Annotated in this window: 14 protein-coding genes; 6 read left to right on the top strand and 8 right to left on the bottom strand. The window is 71.7% G+C overall.

Annotation, left to right across the window (positions count from 1 at the left end):
• The first annotated feature begins 360 nt into the window (after positions 1-360).
• Both ACH4D5_RS19030 and ACH4D5_RS19025 read left to right on the top strand, forming a co-directional pair.
• Positions 361-1,887 carry a peptide MFS transporter gene (locus ACH4D5_RS19030; protein ID WP_398303623.1) on the top strand — a complete coding sequence of 509 codons (1,527 nt, stop codon included), beginning with the start codon at positions 361-363 and terminating at the stop codon, positions 1,885-1,887.
• Positions 1,888-2,003: 116 nt separating this feature from the next.
• Positions 2,004-2,840, top strand: coding sequence for an alpha/beta hydrolase (locus ACH4D5_RS19025; protein ID WP_398303621.1), 837 nt, complete (start codon positions 2,004-2,006; stop codon positions 2,838-2,840).
• Between the two features lie 322 nt (positions 2,841-3,162).
• Here ACH4D5_RS19025 and ACH4D5_RS19020 read toward each other — a convergent pair whose 3' ends face one another.
• The 6 genes from ACH4D5_RS19020 to ACH4D5_RS18995 form a co-directional block, all read right to left on the bottom strand.
• Positions 3,163-4,386, bottom strand: coding sequence for a hypothetical protein (locus ACH4D5_RS19020; RefSeq protein WP_398303779.1), 1,224 nt, complete (start codon positions 4,384-4,386; stop codon positions 3,163-3,165).
• A 41-nt stretch (positions 4,387-4,427) separates the two neighbouring features.
• Positions 4,428-5,681, bottom strand: a complete 1,254-nt coding sequence (locus ACH4D5_RS19015) for a hypothetical protein (RefSeq protein ID WP_398303619.1) — start codon at positions 5,679-5,681, stop codon at positions 4,428-4,430.
• The gene (locus ACH4D5_RS19010; RefSeq protein ID WP_398303618.1) at positions 5,678-6,685 is read right to left on the bottom strand and encodes a hypothetical protein; all 1,008 of its coding nucleotides are present in this window, start codon (positions 6,683-6,685) and stop codon (positions 5,678-5,680) included. The genes ACH4D5_RS19015 and ACH4D5_RS19010 overlap by 4 nt, the downstream gene beginning before the upstream one ends.
• 90 nt (positions 6,686-6,775) lie before the next feature.
• Positions 6,776-7,531: an LPXTG cell wall anchor domain-containing protein gene (locus tag ACH4D5_RS19005; RefSeq protein WP_398303616.1), complete on the bottom strand. Its 756-nt coding sequence runs from the start codon at positions 7,529-7,531 to the stop codon at positions 6,776-6,778.
• A gap of 674 nt (positions 7,532-8,205) precedes the next feature.
• Positions 8,206-8,712: an ATP-binding protein gene (locus tag ACH4D5_RS19000; RefSeq protein WP_398303614.1), complete on the bottom strand. Its 507-nt coding sequence runs from the start codon at positions 8,710-8,712 to the stop codon at positions 8,206-8,208.
• 269 nt (positions 8,713-8,981) lie between these two features.
• Positions 8,982-9,350: an STAS domain-containing protein gene (locus tag ACH4D5_RS18995; RefSeq protein WP_398303777.1), complete on the bottom strand. Its 369-nt coding sequence runs from the start codon at positions 9,348-9,350 to the stop codon at positions 8,982-8,984.
• A gap of 236 nt (positions 9,351-9,586) precedes the next feature.
• On the opposite strand from ACH4D5_RS18995, the gene ACH4D5_RS18990 reads away from it, so the two are divergent.
• The gene (locus ACH4D5_RS18990; RefSeq protein WP_398303612.1) at positions 9,587-10,549 is read left to right on the top strand and encodes an RNA polymerase sigma factor SigF; all 963 of its coding nucleotides are present in this window, start codon (positions 9,587-9,589) and stop codon (positions 10,547-10,549) included.
• 96 nt (positions 10,550-10,645) lie between these two features.
• Here the strand turns inward: ACH4D5_RS18990 and ACH4D5_RS18985 are convergent, their stop codons facing one another.
• Positions 10,646-11,344, bottom strand: a complete 699-nt coding sequence (locus tag ACH4D5_RS18985) for an aspartate/glutamate racemase family protein (protein WP_398303610.1) — start codon at positions 11,342-11,344, stop codon at positions 10,646-10,648.
• Positions 11,345-11,558: 214 nt separating this feature from the next.
• Positions 11,559-11,930 (bottom strand): ATP-binding protein, encoded by a 372-nt coding sequence (locus ACH4D5_RS18980; RefSeq protein ID WP_398303608.1) that lies wholly within the window; start codon positions 11,928-11,930, stop codon positions 11,559-11,561.
• A 114-nt stretch (positions 11,931-12,044) separates the two neighbouring features.
• On the opposite strand from ACH4D5_RS18980, the gene ACH4D5_RS18975 reads away from it, so the two are divergent.
• The 3 genes from ACH4D5_RS18975 (at position 12,045) to ACH4D5_RS18965 (ending at position 17,748) form a co-directional block, all read left to right on the top strand.
• On the top strand, positions 12,045-12,896 hold the full coding sequence (locus ACH4D5_RS18975) for a helix-turn-helix domain-containing protein (RefSeq protein WP_398303606.1): 852 nt from the start codon (positions 12,045-12,047) through the stop codon (positions 12,894-12,896).
• Complete coding sequence (locus ACH4D5_RS18970; protein WP_398303604.1) at positions 12,877-13,170, top strand: DUF397 domain-containing protein; 294 nt, start codon at positions 12,877-12,879, stop codon at positions 13,168-13,170. The genes ACH4D5_RS18975 and ACH4D5_RS18970 overlap by 20 nt, the downstream gene beginning before the upstream one ends.
• Before the next feature lie 1,254 nt (positions 13,171-14,424).
• On the top strand, positions 14,425-17,748 hold the full coding sequence (locus tag ACH4D5_RS18965) for an ATP-binding protein (protein WP_398303602.1): 3,324 nt from the start codon (positions 14,425-14,427) through the stop codon (positions 17,746-17,748).
• Positions 17,749-17,852 lie beyond the last annotated feature (104 nt).

Here is a 17,852-nt window from a genome sequence, read left to right as displayed (position 1 = left end):
GTTGCGGCGAAACCTGTGATCCATCTCTCAAGTCCTTCCATATGCATCCCTGCCGTGTCGTATGGTGACCCAACGCCTCATGCACTACTCAAGGACCTTTGGCCCGCTGTGCGGCCTTAGGTCTCTTTTATGTGCGGGCCGGCTCTGCTGGTCTTGAAAGGAATGACCTGTGGTCGGGCCCTGCGCGCGAGGATGCGCCCAGGGTGTGGATCCCGGAGTCACCGCTCCTCACCTCCCCACGCGGGGGTGAGAACCTCCCCCGGGCGTGGGGCCGGGCGGTACGACGACGGTGCCGACCGCCCCCCACCGGGCGCGCTCACGCTCCTGCCGCGCGCGTCCCGAACCCACGAGGATCGACCCATGGCGTCCAGCCTGACGAAGGACTCCGCCAGCACCCCTGGCTCCGAGAAGACCTTCTTCGGCCACCCCCGCGGACTGGCCACACTGTTCATGACCGAGATGTGGGAGCGGTTCTCCTACTACGGCATGCGCGCCCTGCTCGTGCTCTACCTGGTTTCCGGCGGCGCCGACGCGGCGACCGGCAGCCAGGGCGGCGGCCTTGCGTACACCGCGGCGGCCGCCACGGCCATCTACTCCGTCTACGTGGCCATGGTCTATCTCATGGCCATGCCCGGCGGCTGGATCGGCGACCGCATCTGGGGCGCCCGCAAGACCGTCGCCATCGCGAGCTGCGTGATCGTCGCCGGTCACGTCTGCCTGGCGCTGCCGAGCTCGGCGATGTTCTTCGTCGGCCTGGCCCTGGTCGCGGTCGGCTCGGGTCTGCTGAAGGCCAACATCTCGACGATGGTCGGCCAGCTCTACAGCGACCCGAAGGACCTCCGCCGCGACGGTGGCTTCACCATCTTCTACATGGGCATCAACCTCGGTGCCTTCGCCGCGCCCTTCGCCATCGGCATTCTCGGCGAGAAGGTCAACTGGCACCTGGGCTTCGGTCTGGCCGCGATCGGCATGGCGCTCGGCGCGATCCAGTTCATGGTCGGTTCCCGTCACCTCTCCGCGGAGAGCAGCCTGGTCCCGAACCCGCTGTCGGCCGAGGAGAAGCGCGGCGTCATCGTCAAGACGCTGGGTGCCGTCGCCGTCATCGCGGCGTTCTACCTCGTCGTGGCCTTCACCGACGTCTACCGCCTGACCCTGAACTGGGCGCTGCTCCCGATCACCGTCGCCGGTCTGCTGATCCCCGTCGCCGTGCTGGTCAAGATCAAGCGGGACAGGGAGCTCAACAACGAAGAGCAGACGAAGATGACGGCGTTCATCTGGTTCTTCGTGGCCGCCGCGATCTTCTGGATGATCTTCGACCAGGGCGCGTCGACGCTGTCGCTCTTCGGTGACTCCCACACCTCCCGGGACATCTTCGGCTGGGAGATGCCGAACACCCTGTTCCAGTCGCTGAACCCGGGCTTCATCATGCTGCTCGCCCCGGTCTTCGCGGCCCTGTGGATCAAGATGGCCCGCAGCAACCGCGAGCCCAGCACCATCGTGAAGTTCTCCTTCGCCCTGGTGATGGCCGGCGCCTCGTTCTTCGTGTTCCTCGTCCCGATGGGCATGGCCACCGGCGACACGAAGGTCACCATGTGGTGGCTGGTGCTGATCTTCCTGATGCACACGGTCGCCGAGCTGTGCCTGTCCCCGGTGGGCCTCTCGCTGACCACAAAGATGGCGCCCGCGAAGTACGCCTCCCAGATGATGGGTGTCTTCTTCCTCGCCGTCACCGCGGGTGACAGCGTGACCGGCATGCTCGCCATCGCCGGCGTCGACCTCAACGGCCGGGGCATGGTCGCCCTGGAGGCCGCGGCCGCGGTGGTCGCGGGCGTCTCGGTCTACATGGCCCGCAAGAAGGTCAGCGGGCTCATGGGCGACGTGCGCTGACCCGTACACACCGCAACGGTTGACTCGCTCGAACTGAGGGCCGCCGCACCACCCGGTGCGGCGGCCCTTGGCGTTTCTCCGGTTCCGGGGGCGCGGGGCGGTGCAGCATCTGGGGCATGGCCATGCGTCGTACGTTGCTGACCCTCACCCTGTGCGGGGCGTTGCTCTCGTCCAGTGCCGCCGCCCAGGCGGCCCCCGAGCCGTCGCCGGGGCGGCTCTTCCACTACGGCGGCCATGCCCGCCAGAACATCACCGTGTACGGCGACGGGGGCCCCGCGCTGATGATCGTGCACGGCGGCTACTGGTCGAAGGACACCGACTGGAGCGGCCGGGCGCGGTGGTTCGCGGCGCGCGGCTTCACCGTGTACGACACGGACTACCGCCTCACCTCCGATGCCGTCTGGCCCGCGCAGCGCGACGACGTGCACGCGGCGCTGCGCTGGGTGCAGGGCTTTCACGGCGGGTCCCTGCCCCTCGTCCTCGGCTCCTCCGCGGGCGGGCACCTGGCGCTCCAGGCGGGGGCGTACGGGGCGGGGCGTGCGCGGGTACGGGGTGTCGTCGCGCTCTCCCCTGTCGCGTCGCCGTACCGCGCGTGGCTCGACGGCGCGAGGCGGGGGGCGTCCGCCGAGCGGCGGGCGCTGCGGAGGGCCGCGGAGCGGCTTGCGGGGTGCGTGCCGACGTGGGCCGCGGGGCGGGGCTGTTCGGCCCGGTGGGTCGACCTGAACGTCGCCTCCCACGCGTCCGGCGCGGATGACGCGCCGCTGCTGCTCGTGCACTCGGCGGATGACTTCGTCCCGCCGGCGCACTCCGCGGAGCTTGCGGAGGCGCAGCGGGAGGCGGGGCTTTCCGATGTGACCGTCCGTACGGTGGGTGGCCCCGCGCACGGGGGCCCGCTCCTTCGGGACCCGGCCACGTCCCGCTCGGTCCTGCGCTGGCTCCGCGCCCACGCCTGACCCCTGACGGCGGCCCGCCGCCGCGTCTGCCTGCGGCGGCTCGCGGGCGAGTGCGGGTCTGTTGTGGCTGGTCGCGCAGTTCCCCGCGCCCCTAAAAGCCCGCCCACGCGTCTGCCTGCGGCCGGCTCGCGGGCGCGTGCGGGTCTGTTGTGGCTGATCGCGCAGTTCCCCGCGCCCCTGGGGCCGCCTGCGGTGGCATCGGGCTGGCCTGGGTTGCTCGGGGGCGCTGCTGCGGGTCACCTCAGGGGCGCGGGGAACTGCGCGACCAGCCGCCCACGGCCCGCGGTGGCCCACAGGCCCCGGCCCGGCAGACGGGTCCGGGCTAGCGCAGGCCCCGGCGCCTGGGGAGGAAGGTGAAGACGGCTCCGCCGAGGAGGATCACTGTGCCGGCGATCAGTCCGAGCGCCCGCAACGCCCCGTTGTCCTCCGCGCCCGTCTCCGCGAGGCCGCCGCCCGAGGACGACGAACCGCCCCCCGTGGCCGGGGAGCCTCCACCCGTGGACGGGGAACCGCCGTCGGAACCGGACGTGCCGCCCGGCTGCGCCGCCGTGTCCAGTTCCAGGGAGACGTCACTCTTGACCGGCGTACACGTCGTCGTCGTACCCAGTGCCTTGACCGTCAGGACACCCGGCGACAGCGTCGACTTGCCGTCCGCGCCCGGCTTGTACGTGCCGGTGAGGTCGGGGATGGTCATCGGCTCGCCGGACTTGATGGGCTCCTTGTTGGTGGGGCCCTCCACATGAACCGTGCCCTTGTCCGCGCCGCCCAGCTGGACCTCCATCGACGGCTTCACCGAGTCCGCGGGGATGTCGGCCGGGCTGTCCATGACGGACTTCTTGAACTCGACGGTGAGGCCGTAACTCCCGCCGTCCTTCTTGGCGTTGATCTGGACGGGCGAGGTGGCGTCCTTGTCGCCGATCGGCGTCTTGCACTTGTAGGGCGTCTGGACCTCCTTGCCGGGGAAGTCGGTCTGCCCGTCTCCCCCGCCACCGGAAGCACCACTAGAGGTACCACCAGAGGTACCGCCGCCCGAACTGCCCCCCGCCCCCGTCACCTTGATCGTCGCGCCCGCCTTCACCTGCTCCTTCGGCGTGCACTTCGTGTCGGTCGAGATCGGCTTGTTGACGTTGATGTTGTACGCGTCCGGGGTGAGCGTCACCTCCCCCGCCGCCGTCAGTTTCAGTCTGCCCTTCATGTCGGACAGGATCATGGGGCTGTTCTTCTTGATGGGCGGGTTCTTGCGCTCACCCGTCACCTTGAGGTCCCCGCTCTGGCCACCGGCCAGCTTGATCGTGCCGGTCGGCTGCACGGTGTTCTCGGCGAGGTCGAGTACGTCCGGGTTGCTGGACGCGGCCTGCGTCGTCTTCCACACGATGTCGACCTCGTCGCCGACCTTCGCCGTGGCCGGCGCGGTGATCTCCACCTTGGTCGTGCCCTGCACGGGCGGCAGGTTGGAGATCGGCGGAGGGATGCACTCCGTCTTGTAGGCGACTTCGGCGGCCTGTGCCGGGCCCGCGCCGAGCAGGATGCCCGCTCCGCCCAGCAGGAGCGCGACCGAGGCCGCGCCCGCTCTCCGTCGTAGCGTGATCACGTGGTTCCCTTCGTCGGACTGTCGTCGGACGGTGCGGAGAGCCGGCCTGCGGGTGCGCCGGGGTCTGTGTCGGGGGTGAACCAGGGCAGGGAGGCGGTCGGCGACCCACCGGTGCCGTCCTGCGCGCCGGAGCCCGGTGCGCCGGATCCGCCCGCCGCCCCCGGTCCCCCCGCCGGTTTCGTACGAGGTGTGGGCGCCGCGTGCGACGCACGCGGGCCGCCCGGCGCCCGGGCCTTCCGCCGGTCCGCGTCGACCGCCCCTTGCGGCAGTCTCAACTGCGGCAGGCGGCGGGTGAGTTCAGCGAGCCGGCGCCCGGTCCGGTGCCGACCGCCGCGCGAGACGCGGCGCCGGTTCGGGCGGAGCCGGTCGACGATCGCCATGCCGATGCGGAAGACGGCCGCGGGCACCACGACGCCGAGCAGGATCCAGAAGAGGGTGACGCCCCAGGGGCGGCCCACGCCCCACGGCTGCTCGGCCAGGACCTTTCCGCCGAACTTCAGCGAGACCAGATAGTCGCCGTGCGACCCCGCCGCCAGCTCCACCGGCAGCTTGATCTGCGCCTTCTTGCCGGGCGCGATGGTGCCGCGCCACTGCTGTTCCTCCCACTCCGGGGCGAACACGCCGTGGGAGGTGCCGACTTGGAAAACCGGGTCCTTGACGGGGGCGGAGCCGACGTTGCCGACGGTGAATTCGAGGGTGCGCTGCGGCGGGGCGCCGAACCAGGTCAGCACTCCGCTGGAACCCTCCAGGCGGGTGTCGGTCAGGACGGACAGCTTGCCGCCGCCCGCCTGCCGGGGCAGCGGCTTCACGGGGTGGCCCGCGACTTTCAGTACCGCGTCGACCTGCTGCTTCTCGCCGGTCACCGTGGAGACGTGGACGACGCAGGGGCAGGGCTCTGGCGGTTCGGCCACGGGGAGCTTCTTGTCGAAGGTGCCGTTCTTGTCGGTGGTGACGGCCCGGCCCTCGGAGTTGGCGCAGGAGTTGGTGCCGCCGATGACGCCCTTGCCGGGCGCGGACTGGCCGCAGACGAGCATCATCAGCAGGGCGTCCGGCCGCCAGCCCTCTCCCCTGACGGTGACCGAGCCGCCTTTGCCGGCCTCGGAGGTGGAGAGCTTCACGGTGGGTTTGTCGGCGGCGGTGGCGGCGGCTGCGTTGGTCTGCGGCAGCAGTACGAGGGTGAGGAGGGCCAGTACGGCGAGTACGGCGGGTACCGCCCCGGAGGCCGGGCCGGGACTCTTCTTCCGGTTCACAGCTCGTCTCCCGTCCCCGCCCGAGCCAACTCCTTCTGCCCTTGCCCCTGTTGCTCTCTCTGTTCGACCACCGGGCCGGGCGACTCCTCGTGAAGCGATCTCCGTCTGCGTACGAGATATGTCGTCCCGGCCGCGGCGGCGAGCAGCAGGGCGCCGCCGCCCACCACCGCGCCCCAGGGCACGAAGCGGGCCGAGGCCGTCGCCGTGTCGCGGGCGCCGCCCGCCGCCGTGGCCGTGAGTTCGACGTCGACGGCGTCGAGGGCCGGCGGGTCCGGCCACGGCTCGGTCAGGGAGATCCGGCGGCCGGGCAGGAGCTCGACCGGCAGGGTGCGCGCGGGGCGGTCGATGAGCGTGCCGCGGACGCCCTCCGCGTGCACCGCGAGCTTCGGGGTCAGCACGGTGTTGCCGCGGTTGACCAGGTCGTACGTGATGCGCTCGGCGTCGGTGTCGACCTTGACGCGTTCGACGGTGAGCGCCGAGAGGGTGGGCCCGCCGACGCGCAGGTGCACGCGCACGCCCACCGTGCGGCCGCCGGCGCTCGCGACGATCACCCCCGGGTGGTCGCCGGGCACGGCGCCCGCGGGCACCGTCAGCGTGAACGGCACCTCGGCGCGGGTGCGCGGCGGGACCTTCACCTGCCGTTTCGCGAAGGTGATCCACGCGCCGGTCTTCCTCGGCCTCTCCTTGGCCGGGGTGACGGAGAACGCGCCGGATCCGGTGTTGCGGACGTCCGCGCCCCGCAGGGAGATCGTGCGGGGCTTCGGGCCTGGGTTGGTGACGGACAGGGTGTCCTGGAGCACCGCGCCGGGGGCGCCCTCCGCGTAGAAGGAGGGCCGCCCGTCCTTCGCCGGACGCGTCCCGGCGCCCGCGGAGGGCGCGACGGACCAGTCCGCGGAGCCACCGCCGTCCGCGTGCGCGGGGGCCATGCCCGCGGCCGCAAGGATCAGGGCGGCCGCGCACAGCACGGCCCGTGCGGAGGACGTCATCGGCGGCTTGCCCGTCATCGGCGGCTCCTGATCCTCTGGCCTGTTCTTCTGGCCTGTTCCTCTTGCGCGTGGCGCGCGGCGCGCGGTCCGGCTCCGGTGTCCCGCGCGCTACCGCGAGCGCGCCGCCTGGTTCCTGCGGGTCAGCCAGAGCGCGCCCGCCGCGCCCGCGAGCAGGACGGTGCCGCCGAGGGTGCCGAGGGCGACGGCGGAGTCGGCGGGGCCGGTCTGCGGGAGTTCCGCGCCGCCGGACGCGGCGCTGTCGGAGCCGCCGGTCGCGTCGGACGTACCGCCCGAGGTGCTGCCGGTGTCGGACCCGCTGTCGGAGCCTCCGGAGCCGCCGGTGCCGCCGCCCGAGCCCTTGACGTCCAGTTCCAGGGAGGGCTTGGGGTTGTTGGACGGGGTGCACGTCGTGGTCGTACCGAGCGCCTTGATCGTGAGGACGCCGGCCGTGAAGGTGACCTTGCCGCTCTTCTTGGGCGTGTACGTGCCCGACAGGTCGCTGATCTTGATGGGGGTGTTGGCGGGGATCGCCTCGGAGTTCGGGGCGCCGGAGACGGGGACGGTGCCGCTGTCGGCGCCGCCCACCTTGATCACGGCGCTCGGCTTCATCGCGCCCTTGCCGAGCTCGACGGGGCTGGAGGAGACGCCCTTCTGGAAGGACATGGTGAGCTTGTAGCCGCTGCCGCTCTTGACGCTCTTGATGTCGATCGGCGAGACGGCGCCCTTGTTCCCGATGGGCGTCTTGCACTGGTAGTTGACGTCCTGGACGGTGGCCTGCGCGGCGGGGGCGGCCAGCAGCACCGCTGAGCCGCCGGCCAGGACGGTGGCGAGCGCGAGCGCGGCCGGTTTTTTCGTGTGCGACACCTCGTTTGTCCCCTCATGCCGGTCGTGGCGTGCCGCGGTGCGGAGTTGCTCGTGTTACTGACGGCACATCAGATTGGGCGCTCAAGGTACGCCCGGGACCTTGCCGAGGGAAGACAAAGGACGCGCCGGATCCGTGCTGATCCGACGCGCACACTAACCGTGGGTAACAGCCGTGGCCCCGGCTGAGCACGGGCAGGCGACCGCCCCCTGCCGTGCGAACAGCCGGGCGGGCCGGCCAGGCAGCCCGACGGGCAGAGAGCCCGGCGGGCGGGCAGCCAGGCGGGCGGGCAGCCCGGCGGGGCAGCCAGACAATCAGCGGGCCTACGAGCAACCAAGCGCCGCAGACACCAGACGGGCGCATGGGCGCCGGACGGGAACCGGGCGAGCGCACCTGGCAACGGACGGGACCAAGCCAGGCAGCAGGAACCGGGCGGGCGGCGACGCGCACCAGGCGGGCGGCACCTGCCGGCGGGAGCCGAGGTAGCAGCAGGACAGAGTGGACCGCGGCGCGCGCCAAGCGGGCGGCACCGGTCGGCGGGGGCCGAGGGGGCGGCGGCGGGCCGCGGCGCGCGGCTAAGTGGGCCCGCGCCAGGTGGCGGGGGCGAGAGGGCGGCGGCGCGTGCCATGCAGGCGGCGCCGGGGTGGCGGGAAAACCGAGAGGGTGGTGGTGGGCGCTAGGACGGGGCGCCCAGTTCTGCCCAGACTGTTTTGCCCGTGCCTCCGGAGTTCCGGACCACGCCCCAGTCCAGGCAGAGCCGCTGGACGATGAACATTCCGTGTCCGCCGGGCCGCCCCGCGCGGTGCGGCGTGCGCGGCGCGGGCTGCCCCGTGCCGCGGTCGGAGACCTCGATGCGCAGCACCTTGCCGTCACTGGAGAGCCAGAGCTCGTCGGGGCCCTCGGCGTGCAGGCAGGCGTTGGTGACCAGCTCGGAGACGACGAGGAGGACATCCTCGGCGGCGGCGCGCCGGTCGGCGCTCTCCGCGGGCAGCCAGCCCCACGCGTGGAGCGCCTCGCGCGTGTAGTCGCGCGCGAGGGGAACGATGCCGCTCGCCCCGTTCAAGCTCAGCCTGCGGACCTGCCGGGAGGGCGTCCCGGAGATCCGGTCCGCAGGAGCGTCCGCGACTGCGGTCTCGGAATCCGGGCCGCGGTCGCCCGGCGAGTAAGGCCGGGTGGTGCTCATCAGCGCTTCACCTCACCGACAAGAGGACTGAGGGCTCTGAACTCTGGACAAGTTGAGAACTCTGGGCGAGTAGGGGACATCGGCTGCTTGCCGTTCTGACTGTTGATTTTGCGGACCGCCCGTCGACGGATCCAGGTCTCTCCTGCCCGGACGAACCGTGAGAACACCCACTTGTTCGGCACGGTCCGTGTGACGCTGGTAACGCCATGATCACGCAGAGGCAACTGACGCGTAACGGTCGCGTGTGACCAGCGCGGATTCATGCGTACTCATTCGTCCAGAGCCGCTTCGAGCGTCTCGTGAAGCGTGAAGACCGCCTCGGCCCCAGTGATCTCGAAGACCCTGGCGACCACCGGCAGCATTCCCGCCAGATGCACGCCGCCGCCCGCCGCCTCGGCCTTGAGCCGGGCACCGAGCAGCACATTGAGCCCGGTGGAATCACAGAACTCAAGGCGTGAGCAGTCGACGACCAGTCGTGCATAGCCGTCCGTGAGGCAGTTCTCGAGTGGCTCACGCAACACGTCGGCGGTGTGGTGATCCAACTCACCCGCCGGGGTCACGACGGCACTCGTGCCCACCTTCCGGACTTCGACCAGAAGTCGGCCCCTGTGTGCGCTGCCGACCGTCCCGCGGTCCATCGTCACTCTCTTCCGACCGTCGTGGCTGTTGATGACGCCCCTGAACATTACGCCCTCCTGGCGGTCCGGGGTACCCGAACATCCCCCCGAATTCGGACATTTAGCCACAGAACGCACTTGCGACCGGCACGCGGAAGCGGGTAGGGGTAGAAGAGACATCAATCGACACGGACGGCTTTGGAGGCGCCGCACACCGCAGTGCACGTATTGGCATCGGCAGCCATATGCCGAGAACGATGGAGGACACCATGTCACCCCGGCTCGACGAATCGCATACTGACCAGGCGACGTCGACACTCCCGCCGCACCACTCCGCCACCGAGATCCCGGGCCCCGCTCCCGAGTCCGTACCCGCTCAGCGCGGGACCATACCCACTCAGGACGGACTCGAAGGCCTCGACGACCTCCCCGAGATCCCGCCGTTCGACGAGGTGGGGCCGCTGGACGCGAGGGCCCTGTCCAAGACCCTCTTCGAGCGCCTCGAATCGCTCGAGGAAGGGACGCACGAATACGCGTACGTCCGTAACACCCTGGTCGAACTGAATCTCGCCCTGGTGAAGTTCGCCGCCTCCCGGTTCCGCTCCCGCAGCGAGCCCATGGAGGACATCATCCAGGTCGGCACGATCGGCCTCATCAAGGCCATCGACCGCTTCGAGCTCAGCCGCGGCGTCGAGTTCCCCACCTTCGCCATGCCGACGATCGTCGGCGAGATCAAGCGCTTCTTCCGCGACACCAGCTGGTCGGTGCGGGTCCCGCGCCGCCTGCAGGAGCTCCGACTGGACCTCGCCAAGGCGGGCGACGAACTCGCCCAGCAGTTTGATCGCGCCCCCACGGTGGGCGAGCTCGCCGAGCGCCTGGGCATCTCGAACGACGAGGTCGTCGAAGGCATGGCCGCCTCCAACGCCTACACCGCGAGCTCCCTGGACGCGCAGCCCGAGGAGGACGACTCCGAAGGCGCCCTCGCGGACCGCATCGGCTACGAGGACCACGGTCTCGAGGGCATCGAGTACGTCGAGTCGTTGAAGCCGCTGATCGCCGAGCTGCCGCCGCGCGACCGCAAGATCCTCTCCCTCCGCTTCGTCGCCAACATGACGCAGTCGGAGATCGGCGAGGAGCTCGGCATCTCGCAGATGCACGTGTCGCGCCTGTTGTCGCGAACTCTCGTCAAGCTCCGCAAGGGGCTGACGGTCGAGGAGTGACCGCCGCAGCCGCGCCCCGCGTGAACGGCCCTGTGGGGCCCGCCCCTTGAAGGGGGACGGGCCCCACTGCCGTTCCGGTCACGCGCGCGCGTCCGGTCACGCGCGCGTGTCCAACGCGGCGGCGACCGCGGCCTCCGCGTGCAGCCGGGTGGTGGGAAACACCGGCACCGGACTGTGCTCGTCCTTGATGAGCAACTCGATCTCCGTGCAGCCGAGGATCACGCCCTCGGCTCCCTCGCGCACGAGGCCCGCGATGACCTCCTGGTAGGCGGCCCGGGACTCCTCCCGTACGACGCCGAGGCACAGCTCCTCGTAGATCACGCGGTGCACGACGGCCCGCCCCGCCGCGTCCGGCACGAGCACGTCCAGCCCATGGCTCGCCAACCGCTCCCGGTAGAAGTCCTGTTCCATGGTGAACGCGGTCCCGAGCAGCCCCACGCGGCGCACCCCCGCACGCAGAACGGCCTCGGCGGTGGCGTCCCCGAGGTGCAGGAGCGGCACGGAGAGCGCGTCCCCCACCTGGTCGGCGACCTTGTGCATGGTGTTGGTGCAGATGAGGACGAGGTCGGCCCCGGCGGCCTCGACTCCCTTGCCGGCGGCGGCGAGCACGTCCCCCGCCCGCTCCCACTCCCCCACCACCTGCAGCCGCTCGATCTCCGCGAAGTCGACGGAGTACAGCACGCAACGCGCGGAGTGCAGCCCCCCGAGCCGCTCCCGCACGAGCTCGTTGAGCAGCCGGTAGTACTCGGCACTGGATTCCCAGCTCATGCCGCCGATGAGCCCGATGGTCTTCATACGGCCAGGATGCCGCACGGTTTCACCCCCTCCGGAGGTGGTCCGCCCTCACGCGGGGAGCGGCATGCCGTGCACGACGGCCGGCCCGGCGGCCTCATGGGCTGCGCGGGCCCGGACTCGGCTGCGGCGCCGCTTCCGCCGTTGCGGGTGCCCGGCGCGCACCCGTACCGGGCAGCAGTCGGGCCAGGAGCCGGTGCGCGAGCTGCCGCAGCACCTACGGCTCCCCCAGCTCGCACCAGACCGTCTTGCTGTCGGCCCCCTGTTCCACGCCCCACCGCAGCGAGACGGCGTCCAACAGGGCGAGGCCGCGTCCCGTCTCGTCGTCCCGGCCCGCGCGGCGCAACAGTGGCCAGGCTCGCGGGTCAGGATCGGTGACGGCCAGGCGGATCCGTCCGGCGCCGCCGGTGACTCTCACCTTCACGGGCGTCCCCTCGCCGAGGTGCAGGATCACGTTGCTGAGCAACTCGCTGGCGCAGAGCTGCAGGTCGGGGTGCGGGCCGTAGGGGGACTCGCTCAGGGTGCGGCGGAGTTCGGGGACTGCTTTGGGGATGGCGAGCAGGGACAGTACGAAGTCTGGGTCTTGCATGGGGGGCACCTTCCGTGCGCTCTGTGACGAGTTGGTCACACAGTGACGTTGGGCGGCGTAGCGTGACAGGGGTTTGGGTTGCGCAGGGCAAGTGGCGAATGGCGGTGGCGGGTTGTGCCTCCTCGTAAGGATCCCGACGCGTCGGCGAGCGTCCCGGCTTTCTATGGCGCCGAGTTGCGCTTCAAGAGGGAGGAGGCGGGCCTCACTCTCGAAGGGCTGGCCGAGGGCAGTTACCGAGGAGTGTCCTTCCTCAGCCAGATCGAGCGCGGAGAGCGACGCATGCCGCTGGATCTGGCCCAGCACGTCGACGGGAAGCTGAACACTGACGGCTTTTTCCAACGCCGCTGTGAAGATGCGCGCAAGGCCCGGCAGGGCGGCCACGCGGAGTACTTCGCGGACGTCGCGGAGATGGAGAAGTTCGCGGAGTCCATTGAGGACTGGGCTCCGATGATCGTCCCCGGTTTGTTGCAGACGAGGGTGTACGCGCGAGCGATCGTACGGGCGGCGATGCCCAGGGCGGCAGTCGACGAGGTCGAGGAGAAGGTGGACGCACGGATGGGCAGGGCCAATCTCTTCGAGCGGGACAAGCCCCCAGAGCTGTGGGCCATCCTGGACGAATCGGTGATCCGCCGCAGGGTCCTTCCACCGGAGGAGATGGCGGAACTGCTGGAGCACATCGCGGAGACGGTCCAGAGGACCCGCGCCGTTCTGCAGATCGTTCCGGAAACCACTGCTGCCCATCCGTTCATGATGGGCATGACCAGGGCCATGACCTTCGCGGATGCACCTCCGGTGGTGTACACCGAAAGTCTGCACAGCGGTCAACTCATCGATTACCCACCGCTCGTGAAGCAGTACCGAGGGTCGTACGATCTGCTCAGGGCCGCCGCACTGCCGCCGGAGGCGTCCCTCGCCATGATCGAGGATGCGGCTAAGGATTACCGAAATGGCATGCTACGAGGTTGACTTGACCAGCGCCGTGTGGCGCAAGAGCACACACAGCAACGGCACCGGCGGAGAGTGCGTCGAGATAGCCGAACACTTCCCCGGCGCCGCCCGCTGGCGGAAGAGCCCTTACAGCAACGGCTCCGGCGGCGACTGCGTCGAGGTCGTCGACGGGCTCCCCGGTGTCGTCCCCGTCCGGGACTCCAAGGTCACGGACGGCCCCGTGCTCGTCGTGCCGGCGGCCGCGTGGGCGCCCTTCGTCGGCGCCGTGGCCAAGGGCGAGCTGCTGGCCTGACAGGGAGGCCACCGGGCCCCCTGTCGCCCCGCACCCCCCCGAAGGAGACGTTGATGGTCGCCGGGGCCGCCCGGTTTTTTGCGGAGTGTGGCGGTTCCAGGCCGGCCGTAAAGGGCGCTCCCTGCGGTCGCGTCGGCTGCGCCGATTCCGCTTCGCTCCACCCTTGACTCCCGCCCCTCCACCGCACGTTGACCTTGACCCGGACGGCCAGGGGTGGGGCCGACGGGGACTGTCTGTCGGGTCATCCCCTTTCATCGCCGGGTGCGGACCGGCCCAACGTGTGTCGACGTCACCGTCGGGGCTCGGCCCCCGGCTTCGCCGCTCGGGCCATCGGCTCTCGCTGCCGCGTGCGGACCGGCCCATCGTGGGCAGACGCCACGGTGAGGGCTCGGCCAGCCGCGCGGCCTCTCCGCTCGGTCATCACCTTTCGCCACCGGGCGCGGACCGGTCCATCGCGGGTGCGGGGCGTGGTCGGGGCTCGGTCTTCCGCATGTTCTCGCGTCCTCTCGTGTGGCCGTGCCGGTCGGGGACCTACTTTGGGAAAGTTGCGAATCAGGTCGGCGCGCGCCCCCTGCCGCACCCCGCGCGCCTGTTTCTTACGCCCGTCCGGCGCGGGAATCCGACGCGGCGGGTCTGCGTGCCGGGGGCGCCTTGGTCGCGAAGGGGGGCGCGCGGCACACACATTCGCAACTTTCCCAAAGTAGGTGCCGCCGAGCGGCGAAGCCGGGGCGGCTGACCGAGCCCTCACCGTGGCGCGCGCCCACGTTGGGCCGGTCCGCACCCGGCCGCGAGAGCCGATGACCCGAGCGGCGAAGCCGAGGGCCGCGCCCCGACCGTGACAGGCACCCACGTTGGGCCGGTCCGCACCCGGCAGCGAAAGGGGATGACCCCACAGACAGTCCCCGTCGGCCCCACCCCTGGCCGTCCGGGTCGAAGTCAACGTGCGGTGGAGGGGCGGGAGTCAAGGGTGGAGCGAAGCGGAATCGGCGCAGCCGACGCGCAGCGCAGCGGAGCGCCCTTTACTGCCGGCCCGGAGCCGCCACACTCCGCAAAAAACCGGGCGGCCCCGGCCACCATCAAAGACGCAGGCCCACCGAAGGGGACGACAGTTGACCACCACGACTACCTGTGAGAGTGATCCGGCTCTTCACCCCTTTGGTCGAGTTGATCCGGTTTTCGAACACGCCCTACGCTTTTCGGTGCGAGAGACAACGGCTGTCGCCGGATGGGGACGTTGCGGGGGCGGGGGCGGTCGTGGGCGTGGGGCCGGAGGAGGATGGAGGCGGGCAGGGGCTGCTCGGGCGGGGGGAGTTCCTGCGGGCGGTGCGGGCCGAGTTGGAGCGGGCCCGTGGGGGGCGTGGCGGGCTGCTGTTGGTCACCGGTGAGGCGGGGATCGGCAAGACGGCTCTCACCGGTTGCGCGGTGCACGAGGCGCGGCGCGCGGGCATGGCCGTGCTGCGCGGGTCGTGCTGGGGCGCCGACGGCACGCCGGGGTACTGGCCCTGGACGCAGGTCATACGCGGTCTGCGCAGGTCTCTGCGGGCCGAGGCGTGGGAGGCCGCGTCGGAGGCTGCCGGTGTGGTGTGGCAGGTGCTGCTTGACGGCGGGGGCGGCGGGGCGGAGGAGTCGGGCAGGTTCGAGCTGTTCGACGCGGTCACGACCATGCTGGTCACCGCGGCGCAGCACCAGCCCGTCCTGGTGGTCCTCGAGGACGTGCACTGGGCCGACCCGGCGTCGGTCGCCCTCCTGGAGTTCGCGGCCCAGCACGTGTCGCTGGAGCGGGTGTTGATCGTGGCCACGTGCAGGCTCGTGGAGGTCGAGCGGCCTGACCACTCCCTGCGCGACCGGCTCCGGTCACTGACCGCCCGGGCGACGACGCTCACGCTCACGGGACTCGGCGCCGACGACGTCGCCGAACTGATGCACCGTACGGCGGGCAGCGCACCGGACGGCAAGCTCGTCGCCGACGTGCTGCACCGGACGGGCGGCAACCCCTTCTTCGTACAGGAGACAGCGCGCCTGTGGGCCGGCGGTCACGAGGTGAGCGGGATGTCTCCGGGCCTGCACGCCTCCCTCCGGCAGCGGCTGCACCTGCTGGACGGCGCCGTCGCCGACTGTCTGGGGGCCGCGTCCGTGCTCGGGCGGCGGTTCCGCACCGACACGCTGGCGAGCGTCATGGGCGCCTCGCCCGAAGAGGTGCGCCGGTGGCTGGACCAGGCGGCGGACGCGCGGCTCGTGGCGTACGAGTCCTCCAGGGAGGGGTCCGCCCAGAGCGTGCTCTTCGAGCACGACCTCGTGCGCGAGACCCTGTACGGCGGCCTGGACACCCGGCGCGTACGCCGACTGCACGCGGCCGCCGTCCGTGCGCTGCGGAGCAGCACGGACGAGCAGGACGTGACCCTCCCGGTGGAGCTGGCCCGCCACGCCCATCTCGCCTTCGAGGAGCTGGGCCGCGACGAGGCCGTGGACCTCCTGCTGTCCGCCGCGCGGCACGCGGAGAACCGCATGGCGCACGAGGAAGCGGCCGGGCACTACGAACGCGCCCTCGACCGCCTCGGGGACGCGGCCCCCGCACGCCGGGTACTCCTCGGCCTCCACTTCGGGACGGCGCTCCAGATGCTCGGCGAGCACGAGCGGTCCTGGCGTGTGTACGCCGACGCCGCCACCCTGGCGCGGGGCCTGGACGATCCCCTGCTGATGGGGTGGACGGCGCTGACTCTGTACGGCTCCGACGGCCGTGGCGACACCGCGCTGCTGAAGCCGCGCGCCCTGCGGTGGGCCTACGAACAACAGCGCGCCGCCGCCGGGGAACCGGCGACGGCGGGCGACGACGGCGGACCGACCCTGTCCCAGTCCTCCCTGGCCCGGCACGTGGCGGCCGGCGTGATCGACGGGGCCCGCGCGGCGGGCGACGACGACACGTTGCACATCGGGCTCTGGGCACGGCTCCAGTCGGAGTGGGGTCCGCGGACGGTGGGCGACCGGCGGGCCCTGGCGGACGAGCTCGTTGCGGTGTCCCGGCGCCGTGGCGACCGGTGGACGGAGCACGTGGCGATGTCCATGCGCTGGGTCGCCGCACTGGAGGCGGGCGACCCGCGCTTCATGGCGGACTTCCACGCCATGGTGGCGCTGGGCGCCGCCGACGGCTCGGCCCGACTGCGGCTGCACTCCGTGATCGACCACAGCATCGTCCACGCCCTGACCGGCAGGTTCGCCGAGGCGACCGAGCTCCTCGAAGCCTCGGAGTCGATGAGCACCCCGGGCGCCAACTACTACCACTACTTCGTCTCCCACCACCGCTGGAGCCTCCTCGTCCTGCGCGGCAGGTTCACCGAGGCGCGACAGCTCCTCGACACGCTGCGGGCCCAGCAGCATCCGTACGTCGACCTCGTCGAGGCCCTCGCCGAACTGGAAGCCGGCGAGTGCGGGGGCGTGCCCGTCCCCCGCCCCGGCGCGGGCGCCGGCGGCGACACGGTGCTCCACCGCAGCGTCACCCCGCTGTGGCTGCGCTACCAGGCGCAGGCGGCCGCCGCGTCGGGCGACCCGGCGTGGTGCGACAACGCCCACGCCGCGCTCGTCCCGTACACCGGCCAGTGGCTGGTCTCGCTCTTCGGGTGGGACATCAGCGGCCCGGCCACGCTCTGGCTGGGCATCCTCGACGCCGCGCGGCAGCGCTGGGACCCGGCCGTACGCCATCTCACCGAGGCGTGCCGGTCCGCCGACCGCTTGCACGCCCTGCCCTGGTCGCTGCGGTCCCGCCTCGAACTGGCGGCCGCGCTCGCGGCGCAGGGCGCCCACGACGAGCGGTATGTGGCCGGTCTGCTCGGCGAGGCGGAGTCACAGGCGCACGAGCTCGGCATGACGCATCTGCTCGCCCGCGTCGAGCACTTGGGCGGCGGCCATGCGGACGCCGGCCATGCGGACGCCGGCCATGCGGACGCCGGTCGTGCGGACGCCGGTCGTGCGGACGCCGGTCGTGCGGCCGATGCCGGTCATGCGGACGCCGTTCCTCCCGGCCCGCACGACACCCCCGCCGCGTACGAGTTCCGGCGCATCGGCGAGGTGTGGCGGCTGACGTACGAGGGCCGCACCGTCCACATGCCCGACGCGAAGGGCCTGCGCGACCTGCACTGCCTGCTGAGCCTGCCCGGCCAGGACATCGCGGCCGTCCGGCTGCTGAACCCGGACGACGACACGGTCGCCACCGTGCACGGCATGGGGGCCGACGACGTGCTCGACGACGAGGCCCGCACCCGCTACCGACGTCATCTGGAGCGCCTGGAGGAGGAGATCGACCGGGCGGTCGAGCAGGGCGACGAGCAGCGTGCGGCCGCCTACGACCAGGAGCGCGCCGACCTCCTGGAGGAGCTCCGGCGCTACGCGGGCCTCGGAGGCCGCCCGCGCCGCCTGGGCGACTCGCGCGAGCGCGCCCGCAAGAACGTCACCGGCCGCATCCGTGACACCTTGCGCAAGCTGGACCAGCGGCACCCCGACCTCGCGGCCCACCTGCGCCGCGCCCTCTCCACCGGGACGATGTGCCGCTACACCCCCGACCGGGACCTCCGCTGGAAGCTGTGACCGGCCGTGGGGGGGGGCGCCCCCCCCCGGGGCCCCGGGGGGCGGCGGGCCCGGGGGGGGCGCGCGGCGGGCCCCCCGCGCCCCGGGGGGGGGGGGGGCCCCCC

It is taken from the genome of Streptomyces sp. NPDC018029, assembly GCF_044327655.1.
GTDB lineage: Bacteria > Actinomycetota > Actinomycetes > Streptomycetales > Streptomycetaceae > Streptomyces.
Note: the sequence above shows the minus strand (reverse complement) of the source record. Positions and strands in the feature narration are given on the sequence as shown.

Coding starts and splice junctions, on each gene's coding strand:
- ACH4D5_RS19030 (WP_398303623.1), top strand. CDS start 361: ATGGCGTCCAGCCTGACGAAGGACTCCGCCAGCACCCCTGGCTCCGAG.
- ACH4D5_RS19025 (WP_398303621.1), top strand. CDS start 2,004: ATGGCCATGCGTCGTACGTTGCTGACCCTCACCCTGTGCGGGGCGTTG.
- ACH4D5_RS19010 (WP_398303618.1), bottom strand. CDS start 6,685: ATGACGGGCAAGCCGCCGATGACGTCCTCCGCACGGGCCGTGCTGTGC.
- ACH4D5_RS19000 (WP_398303614.1), bottom strand. CDS start 8,712: ATGAGCACCACCCGGCCTTACTCGCCGGGCGACCGCGGCCCGGATTCC.
- ACH4D5_RS18995 (WP_398303777.1), bottom strand. CDS start 9,350: ATGGACCGCGGGACGGTCGGCAGCGCACACAGGGGCCGACTTCTGGTC.
- ACH4D5_RS18990 (WP_398303612.1), top strand. CDS start 9,587: ATGGAGGACACCATGTCACCCCGGCTCGACGAATCGCATACTGACCAG.
- ACH4D5_RS18985 (WP_398303610.1), bottom strand. CDS start 11,344: ATGAAGACCATCGGGCTCATCGGCGGCATGAGCTGGGAATCCAGTGCC.
- ACH4D5_RS18980 (WP_398303608.1), bottom strand. CDS start 11,930: ATGCAAGACCCAGACTTCGTACTGTCCCTGCTCGCCATCCCCAAAGCA.
- ACH4D5_RS18970 (WP_398303604.1), top strand. CDS start 12,877: ATGGCATGCTACGAGGTTGACTTGACCAGCGCCGTGTGGCGCAAGAGC.